This window comes from Pseudomonas sp. TUM22785, assembly GCF_028198105.1.
Lineage (GTDB): Bacteria > Pseudomonadota > Gammaproteobacteria > Pseudomonadales > Pseudomonadaceae > Metapseudomonas > Metapseudomonas solani.
The window spans coordinates 4,728,667-4,749,544 of sequence record NZ_CP116239.1 but is presented as its reverse complement, the minus strand read 5'-3'; the positions used below and the strand labels follow the sequence as shown (position 1 = coordinate 4,749,544).

Sequence of the window (20,878 nt, the reverse complement as noted above, 5' to 3'; positions counted from 1 at the left end):
ATCTCATGGGACAAGCTAATGGAGTTTCGATCATGAGACTGATTCGACTGAAAGAAGTAATGCGGGTAACAGGGCTGGCACGCTCAACGGTCTACAAGTACATCGCGGAGGAATCCTTCCCGAAGCCCGTCTCCTTGGGGGAGCGGTGTGTCGGCTGGGTGGACGATGAAGTGCAGGACTGGATTATGGCCAGAATCGAAGAACGCAATGTGGCTCAGAGCACAGTAGTGAAGCCAGGTCGACTGAGTCTGGCGTGCTAGTGCCACCCCATGTGCGCCATGACCCGTTAATGATTGGTCATGGCGCTTCTACATGGCCATCATCATGGGTGTAGAGCCATACGTTGCCTCAGCCCGCTCAGATCAGGTGCAAGTCATTTAGTGTCGGCAGTTTGGCTATCTGTAGATCGCGACATGGACGTCGTTCTTGAAGAGATCCCTCCAGCATAGCTTTGAGAATATGTCGTTTGATGCAAAAAAAATCCCTCACGAGGTTGAGGGATTCCGCAGGCCGTGGCACTCGCCTCTCGTGACGCACGTTGAGTGCGCCATGAGGCTTTCGAGCGCTATTGGCTCTTTACGACGATCACATAAACAATCCAGGCCAGTATAGGGTCGATGATCATTCCAAGAATGAACCATATCCAGAATGATCTTCCGCTCCCTTTGGCGGCTAGACCGAGTACCACGGCCAAGGTGATCCAAACTATGGCTATCAGCATTTACTGCACTCCGTTTTTAAGTGATGCCGATGGTTTTGTTCATCTGCATTGATTGAGCATTTCGCCTCGGCAAATGAGGCCAACGCCCAGACCTTTTTGTGCGGTGAGAGACCTTCGGTATTGGGGCCCCATCTGCGATTAGTGGGACCAGGTGTTTCTCAGTGATCGAGCAATTTGAGGTGATTATCAACCTTTAGGGTTGAGTCTCGGTTCTTTGAGTCCTTCATGTCAACAGGTTGTGACACGACCATCTGGGGTGACTGGAGGGTGTGATGTCAAAGACCGAATCGAAGAGACTGGCTGATGTGGTGGGGCGGGCGATTGCACGGCAGCGTCTGCAATCTGGACTCAGCCAGGAGCAGGTTGCCGAGCGACTGGGGATAGGCAGTGAAGCGGTGTCGCGAATAGAGCGTGGGGTGGTGATGCCCAACATCGAGCGACTGGTTGAGCTGGCCGCTGTCTTTGGATGCGAAACCGCTGAACTACTGACAGAAGCGAGTGATCGCCCAGAAGATCAGGCGCGTCGTCTCCACGCTTTGCTTTCCTCCCTGGGCGGAGACGACAGGCAACTGGTGATGGAGGTTGTAGAGCGTTTGGTTGAAAGGTTGGCACGCAGTTGAGCTAAGGGCTGGATTGGGGCGCATCGAACAGTGCTCCGCAGCGCAAGCAAAGACACGTGTGCCCCATGAACTGATACCTCTGCATGTCCTGAATCCAGGTGTTGATACCCTCCCAGTCGGACGAGATCGCTGATATTCCGCCAGTGATCATATTCAGCGCCTGCGCCAGTGGCTGAACGTCTGCTGAGCTGGCACTGACGGCGACTCGCTGAGCTCCCTTGATGACGCTCTCCGCCATTCCGAGCACGCATGCAATGGCACTTGCAGCGTCTCGGGTCAGAACTGCCGAGGAGTTGCATATCAAGCATTCCATGGTGGTCCCCTCACAAGTAGCCAGACTCGGCTAGCGATACGCAGCCTTCTTTGCCTACCACGACATGGTCGAGCGTTCGTACGCCGACCAGGTTCAGCGCCTCCTGCAGTTTGTGTGTCAGGTTGCGGTCCGCATGGCTTGGCTCGGGATCACCTGAAGGGTGGTTGTGGACCAGGATGATCGCTGCCGCGTTGTGCGCCAGTGCCATCTTGACCACCTCTCTCGGGTAAACGCTTGCGCCGTCCAAGGTGCCTCGGAACATTTCGTGAAACGTGATCACCCGGTTCTTGCTGTCGAGCAGCAGCAGAGCAAAGACCTCGTGCTCGTAATCGGCCAGCAGTGCTTGCAGATGGATAAAAACCTCCCGTGGAGAGGTCAGTGCCCGTCCCCGACGAAGGCGTTGATTGGCGAGTTGCCGAGCCATCAGCAGGATGTCAGCTTCAGTGACAGGCGATTCAACCAGGTAGGTGCCGGTTGGCTCACTGGCCTTCAGTTTGTGCAGTTTCATGATGGTGTCCTTGGTCCTGATTAGATGTGGCGCAGAGCCGTTGAGCCTGTGATTCCAACTTCTCGCTCAAGCTGGTTTTCGTTGCGGCTTGGCAGGTGTCGGCAGGACTGCCGCTATCGGTGGGGTAGAACTCCTCGGCGATGGCGCCCGCGTCTTCCTCACTGTCTTCGAAGGCGCCATTGGCAAAGCCTCGACGTGCTGCGTCATCCAGCGCAGCCTGATCGAAGCCCGTAGCTTGTCGTTGTGCATCGAGTTCTTGGGTCGCCTGCAGCGTTTGGGTCATGTCCATGCTGTGGCGGACTGTCAGGTCAGCGTAAAAGATCGGTGTGCCGTGGCTCTGGCGAGTGGACTTGCCACGCAGGCGCAGTTCCAGCGGCAGGCAGGCCAGGCGATTGCCCGAGATGGCCTGGAAGTAATGCAGCCGAGCGGCGAGGGTGCGGATGCTGTTGAAGCCGGTGGTACGGAAGACGAAGCTGCCCAGCGGATCCTCGTCCCCAATCACCACGTTGAGTCGGCCATAGGGCTTGCACGCTCCGCCCTTGGCCAAGGAGCAGGCATCTGGTGAAGGGCAGGGCAGAGACTGCATGCCGTCCTGCGTGACGCGCTTGCAGGTCTCGCCATTACCAACGCACAGCGGTCGCCCGGACTGCCGATCGAACAGGGTGTAGTCGGCGCGGAAGTTCAGCTCTGGCTCGTTGAACAACAGGCGTATGGGGATGCTGCGCAGCTTGTCTCCATCGCTTTGGCGCAGCTCATCATTCAGTGGGTGCAGGAGCCAGCCATCCTTGCCCTGCACCTGAGAGGTGATGGTGAACTGATCATCCTTTTCCGGCAGACGCTTGCCGTTCTTCTCGATGACCTTGCCGATGGAAATCCGCCCGAGTACCGGCGGGGTGATAGCCAGACCTTTGAGCATGGTGGTTCTCCTGGAAATAAAAAAGGCCAGCCACGCAGTGCGAACTGCATGGACTGGCCAAGGGGGAAGGGCGTGAGAGGGTGAAGGGAGTCAACCGACGAGAAAGCGCCGTGCTCCGGTTTTCAACAGCGGGTACTTGGCCTGCAGGTATGGCTTGTCCTTGAGCAGTTGGGCGACATCGAGCCCTACGCTGTCCTTGGCCTTGCGCCAACTGACATAGCCATTGGAGAACTCCGCCCGGCTGGCGTCGCCCATGGCCTGCTGCAGCATCTGCTTGAGTTCGGCCTCGCGCTTTTCCTTATCAGCAATCGACTGCCGAACGGCTTTCAACTCGATATAGGCCGCGGTCAGGCCAGCATGCTGGCTGAGGTCGACGGTCTGCCCGCTGTCCTCTGGGTAGAGGCAGCGCAGGGCGGCTTCAGCGGAGGCCGTACCATCGGCTGGCGGTGGCGTGTCGCTTTCCACGTAATGCCAGAACTGGCGCTCCAACTCGATCAGGCGAGCGATCATCTGCTCGTCCCGCTCGATGCGATGGATCTCCAGCGTCTGGCCACCCAGCAGCACCGCCACATCAGCAGCTTGCTTGCCAGTAACGGCGAGTTGGTGCATCACCTGGAGCTGTACATACTCCGGCACACCCTCTTTCCAGAGGCGTGCGCCATTTATGCCGGCGGTCTTGCATTCGAGGATCTGCACATCGTCAGCGCCGATCACTTCGCGGTCGATGTTGGCCAGCATCCAGGGCAACTCGGAGTGCTGCAATACGGCATTGATCCGCCGTACCTTGTGCTTCGTGCGCTTGCTGTAGTGCCAGGCCACGATGGGCTCCAGGACGTTGCCCCAGTACATCGGGCTCTCCTTATCCTGAGGGTCGGCCTTGGGCATGCCAGCATCGCGCCCGGTCTTTTCCAGCCACAGCTCTAGCTGCGACTTGTACGGATTCAGGCCGACTGCCGCGGCAGCATCGGAGCTTCCGATACCTTGCTTGCGAATTGCCAGCCAGTCCTCGCGAGGTAGCTCCTTGGTGCTCACTAGACGCAGGGCAGGGCGGGTCTTGCGGGTGTTGCCGTTCAATGAAGTGGCTTTCATGTGCATACCTCAGAGACATAAAAAAGCCCGGTCAGCGCGAAGCTGACCGGGCGTGGTTTTAGGGGGTAAGAGGCGGGCGCTTTTAGATAACTTTGCCGTTGTAAACGACGGTGGTTGCCCCTTCTTTCTTGATGCTTAGCTTGTTGCCTTCAGCAAAGGCTTCGACGGTTTCCGAGCAGCCATCAATGCTGGCTTTGCCATCGACAATTTCGCTCTTGGTGTCGTAGCTAAAGACGTATGTCGTTGCCGGGCAGGAGTTGCCGCTCTCGCCGGTTGAGACAATCAGGACAAATTTGTCTGGGCCAAAGGCATAGGCTTTTTCGATTGCGACGTAGCCGGTGGCTTCGGGATCCTGCACGACCGACTCCATGAGGTTGACCACCCCAGCTCTGGATTGGTAGTTGAGTGCAGTGCCGAGATCCATGTGGGCGATGCTGAAGGGACCCGCTGCATCGTCCGAAATCAGTAGCGCCTCGTAGGCAATGCTGGGGGCTGCTGGTGCAAGTAACTCAGGTTTGGTAGCCGCGGCTGGCTGTGGTGTGGGGGACATGCACTGTCCGCTTTCGCAGATGCGGTCGCCTTTGCAATCCGTATCCTTGGTGCACATTGCCGGAGGTTGATTTGTCTGTACGGTTTCTTCTTTGGGTTTGTCGCATCCGCTGATGGCGAGTGCGAGCAACGCAATGATAGCTATCTGTTTCAACGTGAAGATCCTTCTAGATGGTGGTGTGTGATTATTGACGAACTCCGGTCCGAGGTCGAACAGCCACCCAGCCCAGATAGGCCGGGTATGCCGTAGTACCGCGGTCAGGCTGCTAACCTCAAAGCAGCATCCAGCGCACGCTGCTTAATCTGTGCACCCTGGCCGAACCAGGCCGAGTCCATGCGGTACTCGTTGCTGCGCGCACGACGCTCGTGGTCGACGAACTCGGTCACGGCGTTGAGCAGCCCCCAAGCAGTTCCGTTGGCTGACTCCAGCGCGCTACCGCGTCCGCGGCCCTGGTACAGGCTTTCCACCTTCTGCATAGCGCGGATGTTGGGCACTACTTCAGCTTGCTGGCTCTTGGGCGAGCTGTCGCCCAGCACTGCAGTGATAAAGCTAAGCGCCTCCTTGGGCTTCACTTTGCGCTCGGCCAGGGTGCGCATGCGGTACATGAAGTCATCCCATTGCGAGACGGCAATACCGAGTTGCTTCTTCACTGCCGTTGGATCGAAGCGGGTGTTGTGCGGCACCTTGATCGCTCGGCTGGTGCCGTCCAGGGCTATGGTCAGTGTGTTATTGCAGACCACGCGCACCGTGGTGGGTGTTGCGGTGGTAGCCAGGGTGCCGTCGCAGGAGGTTGCGAGCAGCAGGTAGCCGTTGACCTGGTCGTTACCTTTGAGTGCCGCACCTTGCCCGGTGCGCGCTAGAGCCCAGAACTTGCGCCCGCCCTTGAGCACGCCAGCAGTTTCCAACTCGTAGCCGGAGACCTCGGTGAGGTCACGATAAAACTCCAGCACCTCGCGCGGTTGGACGGTGTGATAGCGGCTGGAGACCACGGACAGTGGTGTTTTGGTGTCAGAGCGGAAAAGCACTTTCTGCTCGGGGAACAAATGGATGGTACCCAAGTGGCCAATGGCATCCGATTTAAAGTGAACCGGGCTTTCAAGGATCTGCCAGTCCATGCCGGCTTCGCGTTGCCATACCTCGATGGGCTGTTGCTGGGTGAGTTGATTGCCGAGGCCGTGCCACGGAGTGGCGCCAGCGTAAGCCATGGTTTCAATGAGATGAGCCATAGAAACTCCTTGCCAGGTTTTCTGGCGGGCGCATCGAATCCCGGTTCCAGTACCGAGTTAAAGCGCCTGGAAACATGAGTGGGATAAGTCGTGAGGGGGCAAAGGGCTCTAGCTATCGGTCGCCGAAAAAACATGACCGCAGGCTTGGCACTCGAAGTTGTCGAGTACGCGGGCATCGATTTCTTCACCCATATGGGCGCCGGCGAGACTGCCCACGGCACCGCCTGCCAGACCGCCGAGAATTGCGCCAGCAAGGCCACCTAGCGCGGCGCCCAATGGTCCAGCTACCGCGCCTATGGCTGCGCCGCTTTGCGCTCCGCTGACTGCACTGGCCGCGCCTGTTGCGGCACCGCCGACAGCACCGACGGTTCCGCCCAGCTTGCGAGCGATATTGCGGGTGGTGATGTGCCCGGAGCGACACGCAGGGCAATAGATCGACATTGTTCAGACTCCTAAATCTAGGGAAGGGGCTGAAGCGGGTGATACCTGCCCGTCTTCCCTTTAGTGATCTAGGTCTGAAATATTCTTCAATCGATCTATCGCTTTCATTCCATCGCGGAGCCAGGTTCCATGGCGAGGCATGACGCCTCAGCCTGACATTCGGTTTGCTTCTCAGTGTTAAATTTGCCCTCGACAACCAACACGTTTCAGAAGTAGCAAGGAAGAAACTCGTGCTCGAAGCCGATAAGCGCTGTCAGGAGTATTTTCAGGGGCAGTACGCACAGTATCGGCGGCACCATAGTGCTGCTGAGGCGCTCAATGAGTGTCTACACGACTTCCTGGATCAGCGACCCCAGGGAAAGTACTCGGCGCGCAATCGTGCTGCTGGTCTTGTCGCTGCTCATTTCTGGTGGGAGCAAGATAGCGTCGCTGGAGCTGAGTTGGTCAGCCAAGCGATAGCACGCGTGCTGCATTTCGACGATGTGATGAGTACGGAGCTGCTGGATCATTTGGCTGCCCATCATGCTGACCAGTTGCGCTGGGCCATCCGCTACTCAAAGCTCTTCACTCGCGTTGATTCTCAGCCCTGGCGTCATCTCCATGAGTCACTCTCTAGCGCTGAGTGGATGGAGTTTTTTGGGGTTTGTGGGCGTCTGTTGCAACAGCTGGAACCGTTTGATGAGGCGATCGTTCAGGCTGAGAAAAAGCTTAAATCGCTTTCTCTGATTGAGCTGCTTTCCTATCTAAGTGTGCTGGCCTACAGCCGCTTGGCAGAGGTTGACGCTGAGATGGCAGGCCGCGATTGGGGCGTTTATGAACGGGTCATTTTGCGCAAGTTGGAAGCAAGCGAGGAGTCTGATTTCCGGCTCTCCGAGGAGGTGCTTGGACGCTCCCTAAGGCGACATCTGTCACCTATGTTGTTTCCCCAGCCTGGCGAGGAGCGTCAATGCCTAGCCAATCTGGAGACTGTCGCCATTCTGGTCGCTGCGATGCGCGAACGAATCGATTACGAAGGGTCCATTGATTGGTTTTGCTTCGACGAGGAGTGCTCGTATCAGCTCAAGCCTGGGCAATCTGTAATCTTCAATAAGACTGATGAAGGTACGCTGCGCTGGCAGCGCACGGAGCGTAAGAGCCAGTTGCTCTGGTGCTATTGGATGTACCGTGCGATTGATTTGTTTGCCGTTTCGGATCTTGCCGGGCAGATCATTGGCAGCCCTGAAAACCATGAGGTAAATCAGCTCGCTTACATCAAGGCCATGCGCAGTCAACTCTACTTGCAAGTGGTCTTCGGTATTGGAGAGAGGGTCAGGCTGAATAATGGAGTGGAGGTTCAACTGAGGCACGCCATGCTTGCAAGCGAGCTCACCATGGCTTTTTTCGAGCAGGCATATCTGCAACCCTACTATCAGTACCTAGAAGAGCTCGATTCGCCCCTGGCGGCACTCGGGCGGCTTGCTTTTGACGGGCTGGTAGCGGGCGAGAATCGCTTTCCCATGACCTGGTCGGATCAGCCGGCAAAAGTTCAGCGGATCAGCGGCTGGACGGTTAGCGATAGGCATCCTTCAGGCGATCTTGAGGCTGCCAAAGCAATTTTGCAGTTCTGGACCAGTGATCTGCAGACGCTATCCGCTCAGATCAAGCAAACACCGAACATGCCAACGCCGCGCTTGTACGAGCGTCCTTTTTACAAGGTTGGTCGTTTCAGCTTTCAGTTTCCCTGGGTTGCCGGTCGGCAGAATAGCCTGACGGCTGCGGTGAATAATTTGCGGCGCGTTGAGGGGCGTCGGACGGAACTGCGTAGCGAAACAGAAAGGGTTGAGCACGAACTGGCTGAGTCGCTCAGGCGCCGAGGGTTCAATGTCCTGGTGGGCTTCCAGCCGCCTATAAGTGGCGAGCCAGATGCCGGAGAAGTTGATGTGTTGGCGCATCTAGACGGTGTGCTGCTTTTGCTTGAAGTGAAGTCGGGATTTATCCGCTCATCACGTCATGAGGTCTGGCTGCACCGAACCAATACCCTACGCAAGGCAGCTAGGCAGTTGAAGCGTAAACGGCCAGAGGTGCTTCAGGCGTTGCAGATGGTCCCTGATTTACGCTCCCGATTGGGGATCGGCGAGCTTGATAGCATCCAGGCGCTGCATTGCTGGATCGTCGATACATCGATTGAGCTCGATGGTGAGACTGTCGATGGCTTTCGTGTTGTCTCGCGGGAAGTAATGGAGGTCGCGTTGCGCGATGAGCAGCACTACCTGAGGCCTTTTGACCAAGAGGAAGAGCCTGGCTCTCTTTATCCCCATGGATTCAGCGCTCAGGCGTTTACACAGGTTATTGAGGGCAACGAGATCTGGCAGGGTGTGCATTAACGTCTTCACACGGCGCTTCAGGACCGTTGTACGGGCTTAAAGGTGGCCGGCGTTACGCCGGCCACTTCGCTCAGTTGTGCAGACAGAGCTCCACGATTTTCTGAAGGATCGAAGTCTTGGCCGATTCCCGGAGCTTCACTATGTCGAAGGTGAACGTAGAGAAGAACATCTCGCCCAGCGGGTGGCTCAAGACGGGAACCTTCGCTCCGGAGTCGTTCGTGATTACTACGTTGTAGACGAGGCTCTGTTTCGGGATGGTGTTGTTGGCCGCTTTGTTAGACGCAACAAAGAACCAGGCCCCTTCAGTACCGTTATCTTGGATGAAGATGCTATGGCGCTGTTTCTGCCTGGTTGGCGTGAGGTAGTACGGGAGGGCAGATATTTGGATGCCGACCTCTCGTGACGGAGGCATGCCGTTGTCCTGACGCTCCTGGTTGTCGAACAGGGTGTTCCCGATGATCGAGGGTATCCGGTCGGTTCTGTAAGCGCTTAGCCAGGCGTTTGTTTCTTTGTCGCGGATCAGGAACGCCCCATCCCAAATGACATCGAAGGGCTTCGCATCGCCTTTACCGAGAGTGGTACTGAGCTTCTTGAATTCGTAGTTGAACTCCCCCTTGGAGGCATCGTCGTATCGGCGCGATTGCTCAATTTTGATTGTCTCGCCGGCAACGGATACATCCAGAACCTGGATATAGACGTTCTCCTTCCAGTCCCTCCGGCAACTCATCAGCTCTAGGGACATCGTGGGCAGCGTTGCTTCGCTGATGGTTACGGCTTTGTCCTTATGGATTGCCTCTTTCAGGGCTAGTTCCTGCAAGGACTTTTCAATGGCTGCCTCAGATGGCAGCTTGCTGGCGACTACGTTGAACCCTTGGCAGATGCTGCCGATAGACTGGACGAAGCGATGCAGCTTCACCGACGTGTAGTAGTCGAACTCCGCTGTGGGGTTGCGTTGCTTGGCAGCAAGAGCTTGCCAGAAGGAGTTGAAGGACTCGTCGATGGAGGTGTCAAAGATGCTGGATCCGTTCTTGCTCCCCCCAACGGTTTTGACCTTCTCACTAAGAACCAGATAGTTCGTTGTGCCCACATTCAGTTGTGTGGGGTCTGGAAGGGAGTCGGCGGTCAGTACTTTTGATGCTCCAAACCTGTCGACGAGCTCGCTGATGAAGCCAAATCGGGCCTCATCACTTGAATAGCTCGTGACAGTGTCGAGCAGCCAAAGTGGGTTGGACATGGTCGGAAGCCCTTCCAAGAAGGCTTTGACTTGGTGAGTGGCTTCGTACACGACAGGGATAAATTCAACCCCTGAGAGATCCAGTAAGCGCTCGATTCGATTGATACAGTCGGTTTGATGGTAGTTGATGCTGTTTTCATAGCGATCGCAGGCCTTGGCATTTTCATTGTTCGTGGCGAAGGCCATGTAGTTGCGATCACTGTTCGTTGTCGCGCTGAGCCGGCGGGTGCGCTCGAATCGCTTCCCGGCCCAGTCGAACATGAGCTCGCCGCTGTCTGTGATCGATCGGCTGATGGAATCCTGTGTGGAGGAGCATTCCATGACCACTCGATTGAGCTTAATGGCGAGCTCCTGTTCTTTGGAGAAGAACAGGTCGTACGCCAGTGCATCGAAGACAAATTTTCCGTCCCTGGATGTGCGGCTCAGCATCAGTCCAATGTACAGGTCAGCATTGAACTCGACCGGGGCAATTACGTAGTGCTTGTCTACGTCCATGAGGAACGAAAGTTTGAGTTTCAGGTCCAGCAGGGCCTGAATCGCGTAGAGAGGATTCAGCGAATGCTCAGCGATGACCTCACGAACTTGGCCAGGCTCGGGGGGGAGGGCGCTCAGATATAGGAAACCGAAAACCCCCTTCCTCGCGTTGAATTTGCTGTAGTGCACGTTGGTGGAGGCAGAAAGGCCAAGCTTCTTGCGGATGAAGTCCTTGATGGTCGAGTCAACGCGCTGGTAGTACCTCTCGGTCCTCTCGTCGGAGTTACGGGTTACCTCAACCACGGCTGCCTGAATATGCCCAACCCCTTCGGTGGGGGCCGACAAGCGATCAATGATGGTCTCCAGGTCACCGGGTAGCTTCAGCATGTTGGTGCGGGCCTTGGCGGCTGCTCCTGGTTCCAGGACGTTGAAGATGGTCATTCCGCGCTCCTTAGCAGCAGTTCCAGAGTAGGGTTGATCATCAAGCGGTCATCGACTTTAAAGATGCGGTTCTTGTCCTTGGTAGGGACGTAGCTAGTGATCGTCTTGAAAGCGTTTAGGAAGTGGATTGACTCCCCGAAATTAAACTCGCGCTCGGCATTTAGGTCGTTGTGGTTGGGTTGCGTGTTGACATAGAGGAAGCGTGGAGTCAGGTTCAGTGCTCTACACAGCTCATACATGTCCCGCCTTTTTTTCTCCGCTCTGTGAAGGGTTTTGAGAGATTGTTCGTGGTTGTCCAGGGTACCCGACCACCGCTTCACGTCGATGCAGATGATGGTGTCATCAACGTGGATGTAGCTGTCGTAGTACTCGTACACCGCGGGTCCTAGAAGATCGATCAACTGATTCAGGTTCAGTGGTTTGATCCCCAGTGCGGAGAGCACCTTCGAGAAAATGAATTCCCCCACGTTCCCCTTCAGGAGCGGGATGAGGGCCGGGTTAGGTAGGTGCACATCAACCCCATCACTGGCCATGTTGCACGCTAGATTAACGATGCCAGGCCCTGAGTCAGTGTTTTTTCCGTCGGTGCGCACGTAGTCAGGAACCAGCCATTTACCGGGCTGATAGACAGCTTGCCCATGAAGCAGGTCGGTGAGGTGGTAGAAGCTTTCCGATGTCGTGCAGACGGTGACTCGATCTGTTACCTGCCTCGGAAGGTAAAAGGCACTAATGACTTCTTGGTAGTAGTTGGAGGCTTTTACAAGAGGAGAGGCCAGGAGCTTGCGAACGTACTTTTCAGGGGCGGTGATGCTCTCGGGTGACCTGAGCAGCTCATTGAGCTCAATGGCATCCCGGTTGCCTTCACGCGCGCTGCTGAGAATCTTGTTTCGGAATGCCCCGCTGAAGAAGTTTTCGATGTCTTCAGCAGCGGCGGCTACGTTGGCGGTGAACTGCTCGCGTTCTACTTCGGATGGGAAGCAGCGTTTCTCCGCTTGTTCCAGGCAGAACTGCATGAGCCTGTGATTCAGTAGCGAAAGGCTGTTGATGAGAAGGTCGTTACCTTCACGGCGAAGCCGGCTATACCTCACCACCAAGTCGTCGATGACGTCACTCGGTAGGAAGATTTCGGTGTGGAGATAGCTATCCCGTCTTTCAACGCGACCTACAGCCTGGATGATGGCCTTGAGCACGGCTAGATCATGCTCGTGGTTCAGGATGCGGCGATTCTTGGGCTGCATCAGGTTTGAGTCGAACTCAGATAAACGAACGGCCTCGTTCTCCCCGGATGAGATGTGTTTTAGCAGGAGAATATGGTTTTTGACGGTGTTGAGGCCGGTGTCCTTCTCGCGGATCGCGCTATAGAAGGGGGTATTGACTAGCACCAGACGGTCGAAATCTTGGTGGAAGTTGTCCTCGCTTCGCTCAATGAACAGATTGAGGCCGGTGCCAGCACTGCCATATGCGGAGATCAGGCAAATGCGAGTATCTGCATCAACCTTAAGGTACTCGTCGATATCGACCTCTTTAGCCAACTGGGAGCTGAAGAGGATGACCCTGATCCTAGTTTTGTCCTCAAAAGGTTTCAGCTCGAAAATCTTATCCTTGTGCTTGCTCCGAAAACCCTTCAAACGACCCTCAAGGCCCTGTGCCAACAAGGCTCTAAAAAGATCTGCAAAACGGTTGTTCAGGGAGAGAATGAAGGTGTTCTTTCCATCCCAGGCGGCCATGAGCATGGCCTCGATCTGCCGGCGGTAGGCTGACATTCGATACTTGCTTTCACGGTAGCCCTGAGGAAGCAGGGCGTTTGACCAGAATTTGTAAGCATTCTGGAAGGCAGGATCGCTGCGCAGACCGCTGATGTCATCTGCAGAGGTGTTGTGGAAGGGCCTGACTTGCATCGTTCTGGCTTTGGCCCGGGCCTCACGGAGGTCTTCCATTGCACTTACGTCCGCTACAGACCGCTGAATGACTCGTACACCAAGGTTATCGCCAAGCGCTTCCCCATAGCGGCTCAGCATTTTCCTGGAGAAGTTCCCTGAGTAGGAGTCCTTGAAGCCCGTTGTGGCGCTCAGGCACATCGCGCTGTTCTGTGTTCCATGCAGGATACGAAGTAGTTTGACCTCAGGTAGTTCCAGGATCAGGTCGAGGTGGAAGTCGACAAAAATACGGTTCTTCACCGCGTCATTTCCGAAGGGAATCTTGTCCACCTTGACCAGTGAAAACACGATTTTGGGAGCGAAGAAGGTGAAGAACGCATCTACGAAAATCTCGGCGTCCTTAGCGCGGTCGAAGATGGATGCGACATATGAGCTATGCTGACGAGCCTTCGTGATGAACTCAGAAAGTGGGGCGTTCTGACTGGCATCCTCGCCCAGCGCCAGCAAATGTCTTAGCGAGCTGTTTTGAGGGATCTTGGAGCAGGCGTAAAGAGCACAAAGCATGACTTGCAAGAAGTCGTGCAAAGTTGGGTCTGTGCTGGGGCCACCATCATTGAAGGACAGGCGGATCTCGCTCTTGCCGCAGACAGACTGCATTCGAATACGCTTGAGGGCATCCTCGTTGTAGAAGCGCCTTGGCGTCATGCTGAAGATGTTGCGTGACAAAGCGAGGATCTGCTCGACATCACGGTTGTCGATGGTGATGTGTCCGACATTCCCGGAGCACATTTGCAGAATGGAGTCCAGGCTGACGCTGGTTTCGCAGTCCTCATCGTAATGCCGGCGGAGATCATTCATCAGCTCAACAGCTTCGTTGAACGCGATGGGCTCCTCCTCGTCAGGGCCATACGTTGCCGAAATCATTTCCATCAGGCGGTGGAGGCCGGCAATAACATGAGGGGGCTTGACCTTCTCGCTGATCAGCTTCTTCTTACCGTCCTCAAAAATCCGGTCGTAGCTGTCGTGCTCCTCGTCGATGACGAGGTTGAAGGTGATTCCGTTCAGCTGGAAATAGTTGGCCTCGTCGGGGAGGAAGAAGTCACTCTTCAGGTACGCAATTTGCTCATCATGGCTCAGGCTGCAGGCTGCCCCAATCGGGGCAGCGGCTTCCTCATCCGCATCGGTTGGGCTGCGCTTAGCTCCGAGAATTTCGTCAAAACCCAGCTTCTTGATATTGGGTTCTTTCTTGTTGTCTAAATACCCGATGAACGCGCGCTTCAGAAATCGGGCGGTGGTGGCAACGAAGATGGTAGGTCCCACCTTGGCCCGCTCGAACGGTAGAACGTGATCGATGATTTGGATCTTGGCCCGATCACGGTCGTCCTTGGCACGCTGAAAACGCTCGTGGATGGTTTGGAAATCAAAACCATTCTTCTCCCGGATTGCAGCCTTGGCCAAGTCTTGCAACGCATAGAGCAGCCGGCTTTTAGCGGCATCAATCCGACGCTCAAGGTCAGCTTCTCGCAGATAGTCGGTGACCCCTGACTTCAGGAATCGAGTCTGCTCCGCCTCAGTGATCTTGAGTCCACTAATCGCGCTACTCAGTTCGCCAATAGTCTCGCGGTAGTAGTCAGTTTTGAGAGCCCTCGTCCAGCCGACGTATAGATCTTCATTGCAAACACCCGATACCCAACCGACAAAATTGAGGTCGGATAAGTCCTGTTCCGCCAGGAAGCTGAGGATACTGACGCCCCGAGCGGCCGCCTTCTCCTGGGTTGCCTTAGAGACGTCTATCTGTGCCTTGTGCGGGGTGATAAAGAACAGATTGCGGTGGCCACCACGTTCGCCACGTACTGCCGCGTGCTCGATGAACTGGTCGAACACGTTGTAGGACTTCCCGAAGCCAGTGCCGTCGTTAGCGAAACTTACCGAAGGGTTAGGCTTGGCGTGCCCATTGAAAAACGGCGCTAGCCTGGCCCGGTGCGAATTTATCTCGTCGCTAAGCGCAGCACTGACCTCCCCCTTCTGCGGAGAGGAGAGGTCAGTGAACAAGTCGTCATTGTGCAAGCGGGAAGTTTCTGGAGGTCGGCTATCGCCCCTGGTCTCCCTGGGTTTCTTCGGCATGGCGGCAATCCTGTGCTTATCGATGCGTGCGGTGTCGCTTTGAATTAGTTAGTGCATTTGGGGGGCTAGCCGTAGGGGATGGCATACGGTTGAGTCCACACTGATAACTGGCCAGTCTCAGTGGTAAAGCCAGTCCTGTAGTTCATCCAGATTTACTACCACAATCTGCTGTGCCGCCGCCTTGGTATGTACCTTGGTTGGGTCGATCTGGTAGCGCTGTAGAACGTACTGCACCAGCGCACCTTTGGTTTCGATAATCAGGCGACCATCCTGCATCCCATAGTCAGTTTCGATGATGGCCTGCTGCACCGCTTTTAGGCGGGTGTCCGGTTCTATGATGACCTGTACTTGGGTCGTCCAGCCTGGATCTTGTTCTCGTGTGTTTTCGGTCTCATCGTCTATCAATTCAGGCTCGCCGCGGAAACGGCTCAGAACGAAGTCGCGGTAGTCCCGGTTCTTCTCGCAGTAAGCGCGTACATGCCAACGCATACCTGTGTAGATCAGTGTGTGTGGAGCAATCAACCTGGTCTCAACGTCCGGGGTGCTGAAAGACACATACTCGCATTCCAGTCGCAGCCCCTCTCGGCAGGCTTTGAGCAGGGGACGCAACACCTCTGGGCGAACAGATCGATCCGGTACGCCCAGTACTTCGGTGTGGGCATAGGCTAGGGCTAGCCCATCGATATGGGGTGCCCGCTCATAGTTTTGATTAAGCAGATGTAGATAAGCGCTGGCGCTGTCGTCAATGAACAGTGGCTTGAAGTGGCGGCTCGGCACATACCCTTTCAAGTGCTTGTCGTATTCCAGGTTCTTCGGCGCGTACTCGTTAATGTAGGAGTTGATGTCTTTCGAGGCTTGTTGGCGACTGATACCGAAGCTCTGTATCAGGTGGCCTGTGGTCAAACGGCCTTCCCACCAGGCGACTGTCTCGATCAGTCGGTAGCGCAGTGCCAGATCCCAGCGCACGGATTCGATTGCTTGCTTGCGTTTCATGGCCTCTCCATCTGCTCGAAAACTTTACCTGTACGAGTAAACACTGTGGATGCGTCGTCTTAAGCTACATATTCTGGTGGCGTCATTCAAGTTGGCGCAGTGACCGCCACGAAAAGGAGAAGCATCGTGAACGGTATTGGAATGTCTTGGGGAGTAGCGGGTATCGCTCTGCTGTCGGTATGCGTGATGGCGCTGGCATTGTTCTGGCAAATCATGCGCCGTCGAGAAGCCGTGGCCACTCTGCAGCATTACCAGCTACAGCTGGGGCAGTTGCAGCAGCAGAATCAGCAGCAAGAAGCTGATCTGCGTGAGCAGACGGCTGCCGCACGAGCGGAAAAGGCCCATGCCGAACAGCTACAGCGACAGCTGGACTTTGCCCAAGAAGAGCTCGCTGGCCTGCGCGATGAGCAGAAACAACTGCTCACCCAGTTGGCCGATGCGCAAAGCCAGGCCAGCGCGGCGCGTGCTCAGCATGGCCAGCTGCTGCAGCAGCACGCCGAGCTCAAGCAGGCCCATGAGCGCCTGCAAAACAGTCACGAGGTGATGCAGGACAAGTTCGCTAGCCTGTCCAAGGAGCACGCCACCCTCAGCAGCAGCCTGGAGCAGAAGCAGCAACACTTCGCCGAGCAACAGCAACTGCTCAAGGAAAACCGCGATCAGCTCAAGCTGGAATTCGAGCAGCTTGCTGGGCAAATCTTCGAGGCCAAAGGCCAAGCTTTCTCGCAACACAGCCAGCAGTCGCTGGATGCGCTGCTCAAGCCCTTCCGCGAGCAGATCGACGGCTTCCGCGCCAAGGTCGAAGACATCCACCACAAGGATGTCCAGCAGCAGGCCGCGCTGACCCAGGAGCTGCTGCACCTCAAGGAACTCAACCAGCAGATCACTCGGGAGGCGCATGACCTGGCCACCGCACTCAAGGGCCAGAAGAAGACCCAGGGCAACTGGGGCGAGCTGGTGCTGGAAAACGTCCTAGAGCGCTCCGGGTTGGTCAACGGGCGCGACTTCAAACGTGAGGTCAGCATCAATGGCGAGGAGAATCGCCAACGCCCGGACGTGATCGTCTACCTGCCGCAGGGCAAGCACCTGATTATCGATGCGAAGGTCTCGCTTAACGCCTATACCCGTTACATCAATGCCGAGGATGATGCCGAGCGGCGCCTGGCTCTCAATGAGCACGTCACGGCCATCGGCCAGCGCATCAAGGAGCTGTCTGACCGCCATTACTTCGATCTACCGGGTCTGAATGCTCCAGAGATGGTGTTTATGTTTGTCCCCATCGAGTCGGCCTTCGTCGAGGCGCTCAAGGCGGACGAAACTCTGTTCCAAAAAGCTATCGAGCAGAACGTACTGGTCGCAACTCCGACCACCTTGCTCACCAGCCTCAACATCGTCCGTCAGCTCTGGCGTTTCGAAGACCAAAACAAACACACCGCCGAGCTGGCCGAGCGTGCCGGCAAGGTGTACGACAAGCTGCGCACCTTCCTCGGCAGCATGGATGCCATCGGCAACAGCCTGGACAAGGCCCAGGACGCCTACCGCAAGGCGCGTGATCAACTGGTCAGCGGCAAGGCCAATCTCGTCAAACAGGTCAGCGACTTCCGTCAGTTGGGTGTGGCAGTTAAAGGTGAGCTGGACGAAACCTGGGTGGATCGAGCAGATCTTGAACTGGCTTTGGTTGGGCATGAGCCCAGCGAATTGGCACAGTAAGCGCATCGGGGCATAGGAGGTGGTGTGTGCAGGAGTCGTACGACTTTGCGTTCGAGAGTTTTCGGTTGGCGCAACTGTGCGAGCAGTTTTTGAAGGGAACCGCTGTGGACGGGGAAATCGTGTTCCACAGCGTGGCCGCTGAAAATCGACTCGACGCAGCCTCTTTCTTCTTTTCGGGCGCTGATCTTGAAACCCTGGATGCGTCAGGTTTTAAAGACTCTGTACTCGCTCTTCTGGATGACCTGATCATCTATCGAGCGCGATGTCAGGAGCAAAATTGCCGCGATGGTGTTTTGCGGTTGGAGCAGTCCAGACCATCTGTCGTCTGGCTGCCGAATGGGGGTGGTGACGTTATGGTTCGGGCCCGTCGAGGTTGGTAGCCAGGGAGTAGTGTTAATGCAGTCGGTGCATATAAAACAGCGTCTTGGGGATGCCTACCAAACGGTACTTAGCCAAGAGATGCTTGCCAAGTTTGAAGGCTGTAGCGAAGGGTTGACCGGAGTGTTCTTGCCCTCGGCAGCAGAAAAGCCGATGAGGCTCATGATCGTTGGCATGGAGACCCGAGCCTGGAATGGCTCTTTCAAGCAGATCCATGACGGAGATCTGAGAGACTACATTGAGGATTCCATGCGTAAGCACCAGGCGTATCTAGACGTGCCGCCTGGTCGATCCTGCTTTGGGCGCTTTCACCAATATGCCGCGGAAAAGCTTGGCTGCCCGCGTGAGGAAATCGGCTGGGGCAATTTATTCGCGGTGGCCTATAAGAAGGGTTCACCCAAGAGGGACTCCACGTCTTTTGCAGCAGTGCAGGAGCTGTCTATACAGTTGCTGCGTGAGCAGTTGAGGATCATACGGCCTCGGTCGATCATATTTGTCACGGGCTGGCGTTATGACGCGGATCTAAAACGATCCTTGGATGGGCTGATAGACCGTAGTCGAGTGCTGGAAAAGAAGGCACTGTGGGAGTTTTATCTGGGCGATACCTTGTGTTATCGCACGAGTCATCCTCGCCATGTCGCAGCTGCAAAACATCGGGAGGATGCTCTCCGCAATATTTCGGCGCATCTGCTCGCCGGCCACGGATGATGAGAGTGCAAGGATGGCGCTTTATCCATGCCCACACACGGGCTTTGACTCGTGTCGTGTGCGTCTTATTTTGTCGCATCTGCTGGTGACCATACGCCAGCTCCCTACCAGTGAGGTGTCCAATGACCAACCCTGCGCCAAGCCGCATGCAGCAGAGCGAAGAGCTGGAAAAGATGCTGACGCAAAGTCGGCAGATGATTTTTGATAGGCGCTCGTTTGAAGGCATCAGTGAGTGGATCGAGCAGGCTTCTCGGATTGCTGAGGTGTTCCAGGCGTACGCCGGAGCAATAGAAGAGGGTTGCTCCGAAGAGGAGGCATGGAGTGATGCCGAGTCTGATCTTGCAGAGTTCAGGCAGGTGGTAAATCACCTGGATGCCCCCAGTTTTCTTGATGATGTATACGGGGATACAGAGGTGGTTGGCAGCTTGTCTGATCTTTCCAGGCACATTCTGCTGGGGTATGCCGAGCTGCTTGAGAGCCGTCTAACCCAAATTCACAATCTACTGCTGCAATTGGCCGAAGATCTTGAGTCTGTTGATGGCTTGCAGGGGTCGCTTCGTTAGAAACCTTGAGAGGCGATGTCCTGCAGGGAGCTGCACTTTTTCTTAATGCTCAGGAGGTCGAGGGTTGTTTTACTCGAGCCTCTTGCGCTACCGATGACCTTTAGGCCTAGGTTGATCTGGAAGGGGATGGTTTTGAAAACTGAGGGAACATACGAAATTCACGCCACGTCTCCGTCCCGGGATAGGCCGATTTCACGCATGTTTCTTTTTTATGTTTGTAGCCATTGTGGCTATAAGCGATCGTTGATGAAGGGTGGCACTCCTCATCGCACCGTTACTGTTGAGTTGAGTCCTGAGGGGTATTTGCTGAGCTGTGAGTATCTGCATCCAGATGGTGTAGGGACACGACCAGAAGCCCCGGCAGAGCCATTTCCAGCCCGCGCACGTTGCCCTGATTGCCTTCATGACAGTTTGCTCCCAGAAACAATCGCGACGATGTGTTGAGCGCTAGGGCGTTTCGGCTTCTTACCGAGAGCTCTTGGTCGCGCAGCTGCCAGTGCTTGGATAGGGTAAACATGGAGTTTCGAACACATCGAGAGGCGCGCCTGCAGCAGATTGAGAAAGTCCTGCAGTGGCGCTTCGCAACTGTCGAAGTGTCTGATGGGGGCGATAGCAGAGGGCGTGTTGAGCAGTTGCTGCTCGGTCAGGACGATCTGTTTTGCATGCGTGTGGGGCGAATGGCATGGCGCTATGAACGGCGCTTTTTTATGAGCTATCCCTTGCCTCATCCCATGTGGGTCAAGAGACGACTGGCCTATTCATACTCCCTGCATTTTTTCCATGAGCTAGCCAATTGCACGCAGGCAGCGCGAGACGAGCTTCTCCGCGAAGTAATCGTGCAAGGACTAGAGCCCTGCCCATAGAGGAAGCCCCTTGCTCGAGTACCCGTTTCAAGCATGCCTGCTCTTTGCAGACTGATAAAAGGAGGTTGTGAGTATGCAAACCATGTTGGTGAGCCCGTTGTTCAAGGCGTCAGCTGAAGGGCCGGTATCCTCTGAAAGTGAAGAGCTGATCCATCTGCGTCAGGGAGATTTGGATGGGGCCTGTGGCCCGTATTGCATGATTTCAGCGCTTATTGCCCTAGGGCTTATGACGCGCAAGTCGGCCAAGAGCATGGATCTGTGGGATGGTCGTACTCGTCAGGGGCGTTTTAGAGACGGGCTATACGCTTTTGGCGTGATGAGCAGTGAGGGGACGGATGGTGGTGACCTGAAATGGCTGACCGATCACTTCAAGGGGGCTGGCTTACGGGCCCGACATGTCGATGGCTCGAAAAAGCAGATCCTCAACAATGTGGCAGACGCCATTGAGTCGGGAGACATGCCAATTATTGGTGTTGAGTGGCCTGGTGGCGGTGGCCACTGGATGTTAGGAGTGGGGTACCAGGGCGTGCTGCAGGATGGCGAGCTCCAACTGACCCATCTGTTATGTCTCGATCCTGGTCATGAACTCCCCAAAGTGAGTCTCTGGAATGCCGTACTGGAGGTATTTGATGGTCATGGCTCGTCGGTAAATCAGGGGCGCATGTCATCTAATCACTGGGGCATGAGCGGTGAGCTAGGCAAGTGTCAGATCAAAGACACGGTCATCCTCACGGTGTCCAGAAAATAAGCCGCGATTAGTTTCCTTGCT

General features: G+C 55.8%; 17 protein-coding genes. 9 read left to right on the top strand and 8 right to left on the bottom strand.

Going from position 1 to position 20,878, the window contains the following annotated elements:
* The first annotated feature begins 32 nt into the window (after window positions 1-32).
* Together PI990_RS21420 and PI990_RS21415 are read left to right on the top strand one after the other, a co-directional pair.
* Window positions 33-260, top strand: coding sequence for a helix-turn-helix transcriptional regulator (locus PI990_RS21420; protein WP_271658416.1), 228 nt, complete (start codon window positions 33-35; stop codon window positions 258-260).
* A 733-nt stretch (window positions 261-993) separates the two neighbouring features.
* Entirely contained in the window at window positions 994-1,341 is a 348-nt protein-coding gene (locus PI990_RS21415) for a helix-turn-helix domain-containing protein (RefSeq protein WP_271658415.1), read from the top strand.
* 323 nt (window positions 1,342-1,664) lie between these two features.
* Here the strand turns inward: PI990_RS21415 and radC are convergent, their stop codons facing one another.
* The 5 genes from radC to PI990_RS21390 form a co-directional block, all read right to left on the bottom strand.
* Entirely contained in the window at window positions 1,665-2,162 is a 498-nt protein-coding gene (radC, locus tag PI990_RS21410; RefSeq protein ID WP_271658414.1) for a RadC family protein, read from the bottom strand.
* The gene (locus PI990_RS21405) at window positions 2,134-3,078 is read right to left on the bottom strand and encodes a recombination directionality factor (protein WP_271658413.1); all 945 of its coding nucleotides are present in this window, start codon (window positions 3,076-3,078) and stop codon (window positions 2,134-2,136) included. The genes radC and PI990_RS21405 overlap by 29 nt, the downstream gene beginning before the upstream one ends.
* A gap of 90 nt (window positions 3,079-3,168) precedes the next feature.
* On the bottom strand, window positions 3,169-4,167 hold the full coding sequence (locus tag PI990_RS21400; RefSeq protein ID WP_271658412.1) for a YqaJ viral recombinase family nuclease: 999 nt from the start codon (window positions 4,165-4,167) through the stop codon (window positions 3,169-3,171).
* An 82-nt stretch (window positions 4,168-4,249) separates the two neighbouring features.
* Window positions 4,250-4,870, bottom strand: coding sequence for a hypothetical protein (locus PI990_RS21395; protein ID WP_271658411.1), 621 nt, complete (start codon window positions 4,868-4,870; stop codon window positions 4,250-4,252).
* 104 nt (window positions 4,871-4,974) lie between these two features.
* Window positions 4,975-5,943 (bottom strand): DUF932 domain-containing protein, encoded by a 969-nt coding sequence (locus PI990_RS21390; protein ID WP_271658410.1) that lies wholly within the window; start codon window positions 5,941-5,943, stop codon window positions 4,975-4,977.
* Window positions 5,944-6,075: 132 nt separating this feature from the next.
* Here PI990_RS21390 and PI990_RS31460 point away from each other — a divergent pair, with 132 nt between their 5' ends.
* Both PI990_RS31460 and PI990_RS21380 read left to right on the top strand, forming a co-directional pair.
* Window positions 6,076-6,207: a hypothetical protein gene (locus PI990_RS31460; RefSeq protein ID WP_333945553.1), complete on the top strand. Its 132-nt coding sequence runs from the start codon at window positions 6,076-6,078 to the stop codon at window positions 6,205-6,207.
* A gap of 407 nt (window positions 6,208-6,614) precedes the next feature.
* Window positions 6,615-8,747, top strand: coding sequence for an NERD domain-containing protein (locus tag PI990_RS21380; protein WP_271658408.1), 2,133 nt, complete (start codon window positions 6,615-6,617; stop codon window positions 8,745-8,747).
* A 70-nt stretch (window positions 8,748-8,817) separates the two neighbouring features.
* Here the strand turns inward: PI990_RS21380 and PI990_RS21375 are convergent, their stop codons facing one another.
* From PI990_RS21375 to PI990_RS21365, 3 genes are all read right to left on the bottom strand, one after another.
* Window positions 8,818-10,896 (bottom strand): hypothetical protein, encoded by a 2,079-nt coding sequence (locus PI990_RS21375; RefSeq protein WP_271658407.1) that lies wholly within the window; start codon window positions 10,894-10,896, stop codon window positions 8,818-8,820.
* Window positions 10,893-14,897 (bottom strand): hypothetical protein, encoded by a 4,005-nt coding sequence (locus PI990_RS21370; RefSeq protein ID WP_271658406.1) that lies wholly within the window; start codon window positions 14,895-14,897, stop codon window positions 10,893-10,895. The genes PI990_RS21375 and PI990_RS21370 overlap by 4 nt, the downstream gene beginning before the upstream one ends.
* A 117-nt stretch (window positions 14,898-15,014) precedes the next feature.
* Window positions 15,015-15,890: a WYL domain-containing protein gene (locus PI990_RS21365; protein WP_271658405.1), complete on the bottom strand. Its 876-nt coding sequence runs from the start codon at window positions 15,888-15,890 to the stop codon at window positions 15,015-15,017.
* Between the two features lie 126 nt (window positions 15,891-16,016).
* On the opposite strand from PI990_RS21365, the gene rmuC reads away from it, so the two are divergent.
* The 5 genes from rmuC (at window position 16,017) to PI990_RS21340 (ending at window position 20,857) form a co-directional block, all read left to right on the top strand.
* Window positions 16,017-17,597, top strand: a complete 1,581-nt coding sequence (gene rmuC / locus PI990_RS21360; RefSeq protein WP_271658404.1) for a DNA recombination protein RmuC — start codon at window positions 16,017-16,019, stop codon at window positions 17,595-17,597.
* 26 nt (window positions 17,598-17,623) lie between these two features.
* Window positions 17,624-17,977 (top strand): hypothetical protein, encoded by a 354-nt coding sequence (locus PI990_RS21355; protein ID WP_271658403.1) that lies wholly within the window; start codon window positions 17,624-17,626, stop codon window positions 17,975-17,977.
* A gap of 16 nt (window positions 17,978-17,993) precedes the next feature.
* Entirely contained in the window at window positions 17,994-18,683 is a 690-nt protein-coding gene (locus PI990_RS21350) for a hypothetical protein (protein ID WP_271658402.1), read from the top strand.
* A 122-nt stretch (window positions 18,684-18,805) separates the two neighbouring features.
* The gene (locus PI990_RS21345; protein ID WP_271658401.1) at window positions 18,806-19,246 is read left to right on the top strand and encodes a hypothetical protein; all 441 of its coding nucleotides are present in this window, start codon (window positions 18,806-18,808) and stop codon (window positions 19,244-19,246) included.
* 936 nt (window positions 19,247-20,182) lie between these two features.
* A complete protein-coding gene (locus tag PI990_RS21340; RefSeq protein WP_271658400.1) occupies window positions 20,183-20,857 on the top strand; it encodes a hypothetical protein in 675 nt (224 codons plus the stop codon).
* Window positions 20,858-20,878: the final 21 nt, after the last annotated feature.

Excerpts from the sequence above, each read along its gene's own strand:
- PI990_RS21345 (WP_271658401.1), top strand. The coding sequence starts at position 18,806 with ATGACCAACCCTGCGCCAAGCCGCATGCAGCAGAGCGAAGAGCTGGAA.
- PI990_RS21415 (WP_271658415.1), top strand. The coding sequence starts at position 994 with ATGTCAAAGACCGAATCGAAGAGACTGGCTGATGTGGTGGGGCGGGCG.
- PI990_RS21390 (WP_271658410.1), bottom strand. The coding sequence starts at position 5,943 with ATGGCTCATCTCATTGAAACCATGGCTTACGCTGGCGCCACTCCGTGG.
- PI990_RS31460 (WP_333945553.1), top strand. The coding sequence starts at position 6,076 with ATGACCGCAGGCTTGGCACTCGAAGTTGTCGAGTACGCGGGCATCGAT.
- PI990_RS21340 (WP_271658400.1), top strand. The coding sequence starts at position 20,183 with ATGCAAACCATGTTGGTGAGCCCGTTGTTCAAGGCGTCAGCTGAAGGG.
- PI990_RS21375 (WP_271658407.1), bottom strand. The coding sequence starts at position 10,896 with ATGACCATCTTCAACGTCCTGGAACCAGGAGCAGCCGCCAAGGCCCGC.
- PI990_RS21365 (WP_271658405.1), bottom strand. The coding sequence starts at position 15,890 with ATGAAACGCAAGCAAGCAATCGAATCCGTGCGCTGGGATCTGGCACTG.
- PI990_RS21370 (WP_271658406.1), bottom strand. The coding sequence starts at position 14,897 with ATGCCGAAGAAACCCAGGGAGACCAGGGGCGATAGCCGACCTCCAGAA.
- PI990_RS21405 (WP_271658413.1), bottom strand. The coding sequence starts at position 3,078 with ATGCTCAAAGGTCTGGCTATCACCCCGCCGGTACTCGGGCGGATTTCC.
- PI990_RS21350 (WP_271658402.1), top strand. The coding sequence starts at position 17,994 with ATGCAGTCGGTGCATATAAAACAGCGTCTTGGGGATGCCTACCAAACG.
- PI990_RS21420 (WP_271658416.1), top strand. The coding sequence starts at position 33 with ATGAGACTGATTCGACTGAAAGAAGTAATGCGGGTAACAGGGCTGGCA.
- PI990_RS21400 (WP_271658412.1), bottom strand. The coding sequence starts at position 4,167 with ATGAAAGCCACTTCATTGAACGGCAACACCCGCAAGACCCGCCCTGCC.
- radC (WP_271658414.1), bottom strand. The coding sequence starts at position 2,162 with ATGAAACTGCACAAACTGAAGGCCAGTGAGCCAACCGGCACCTACCTG.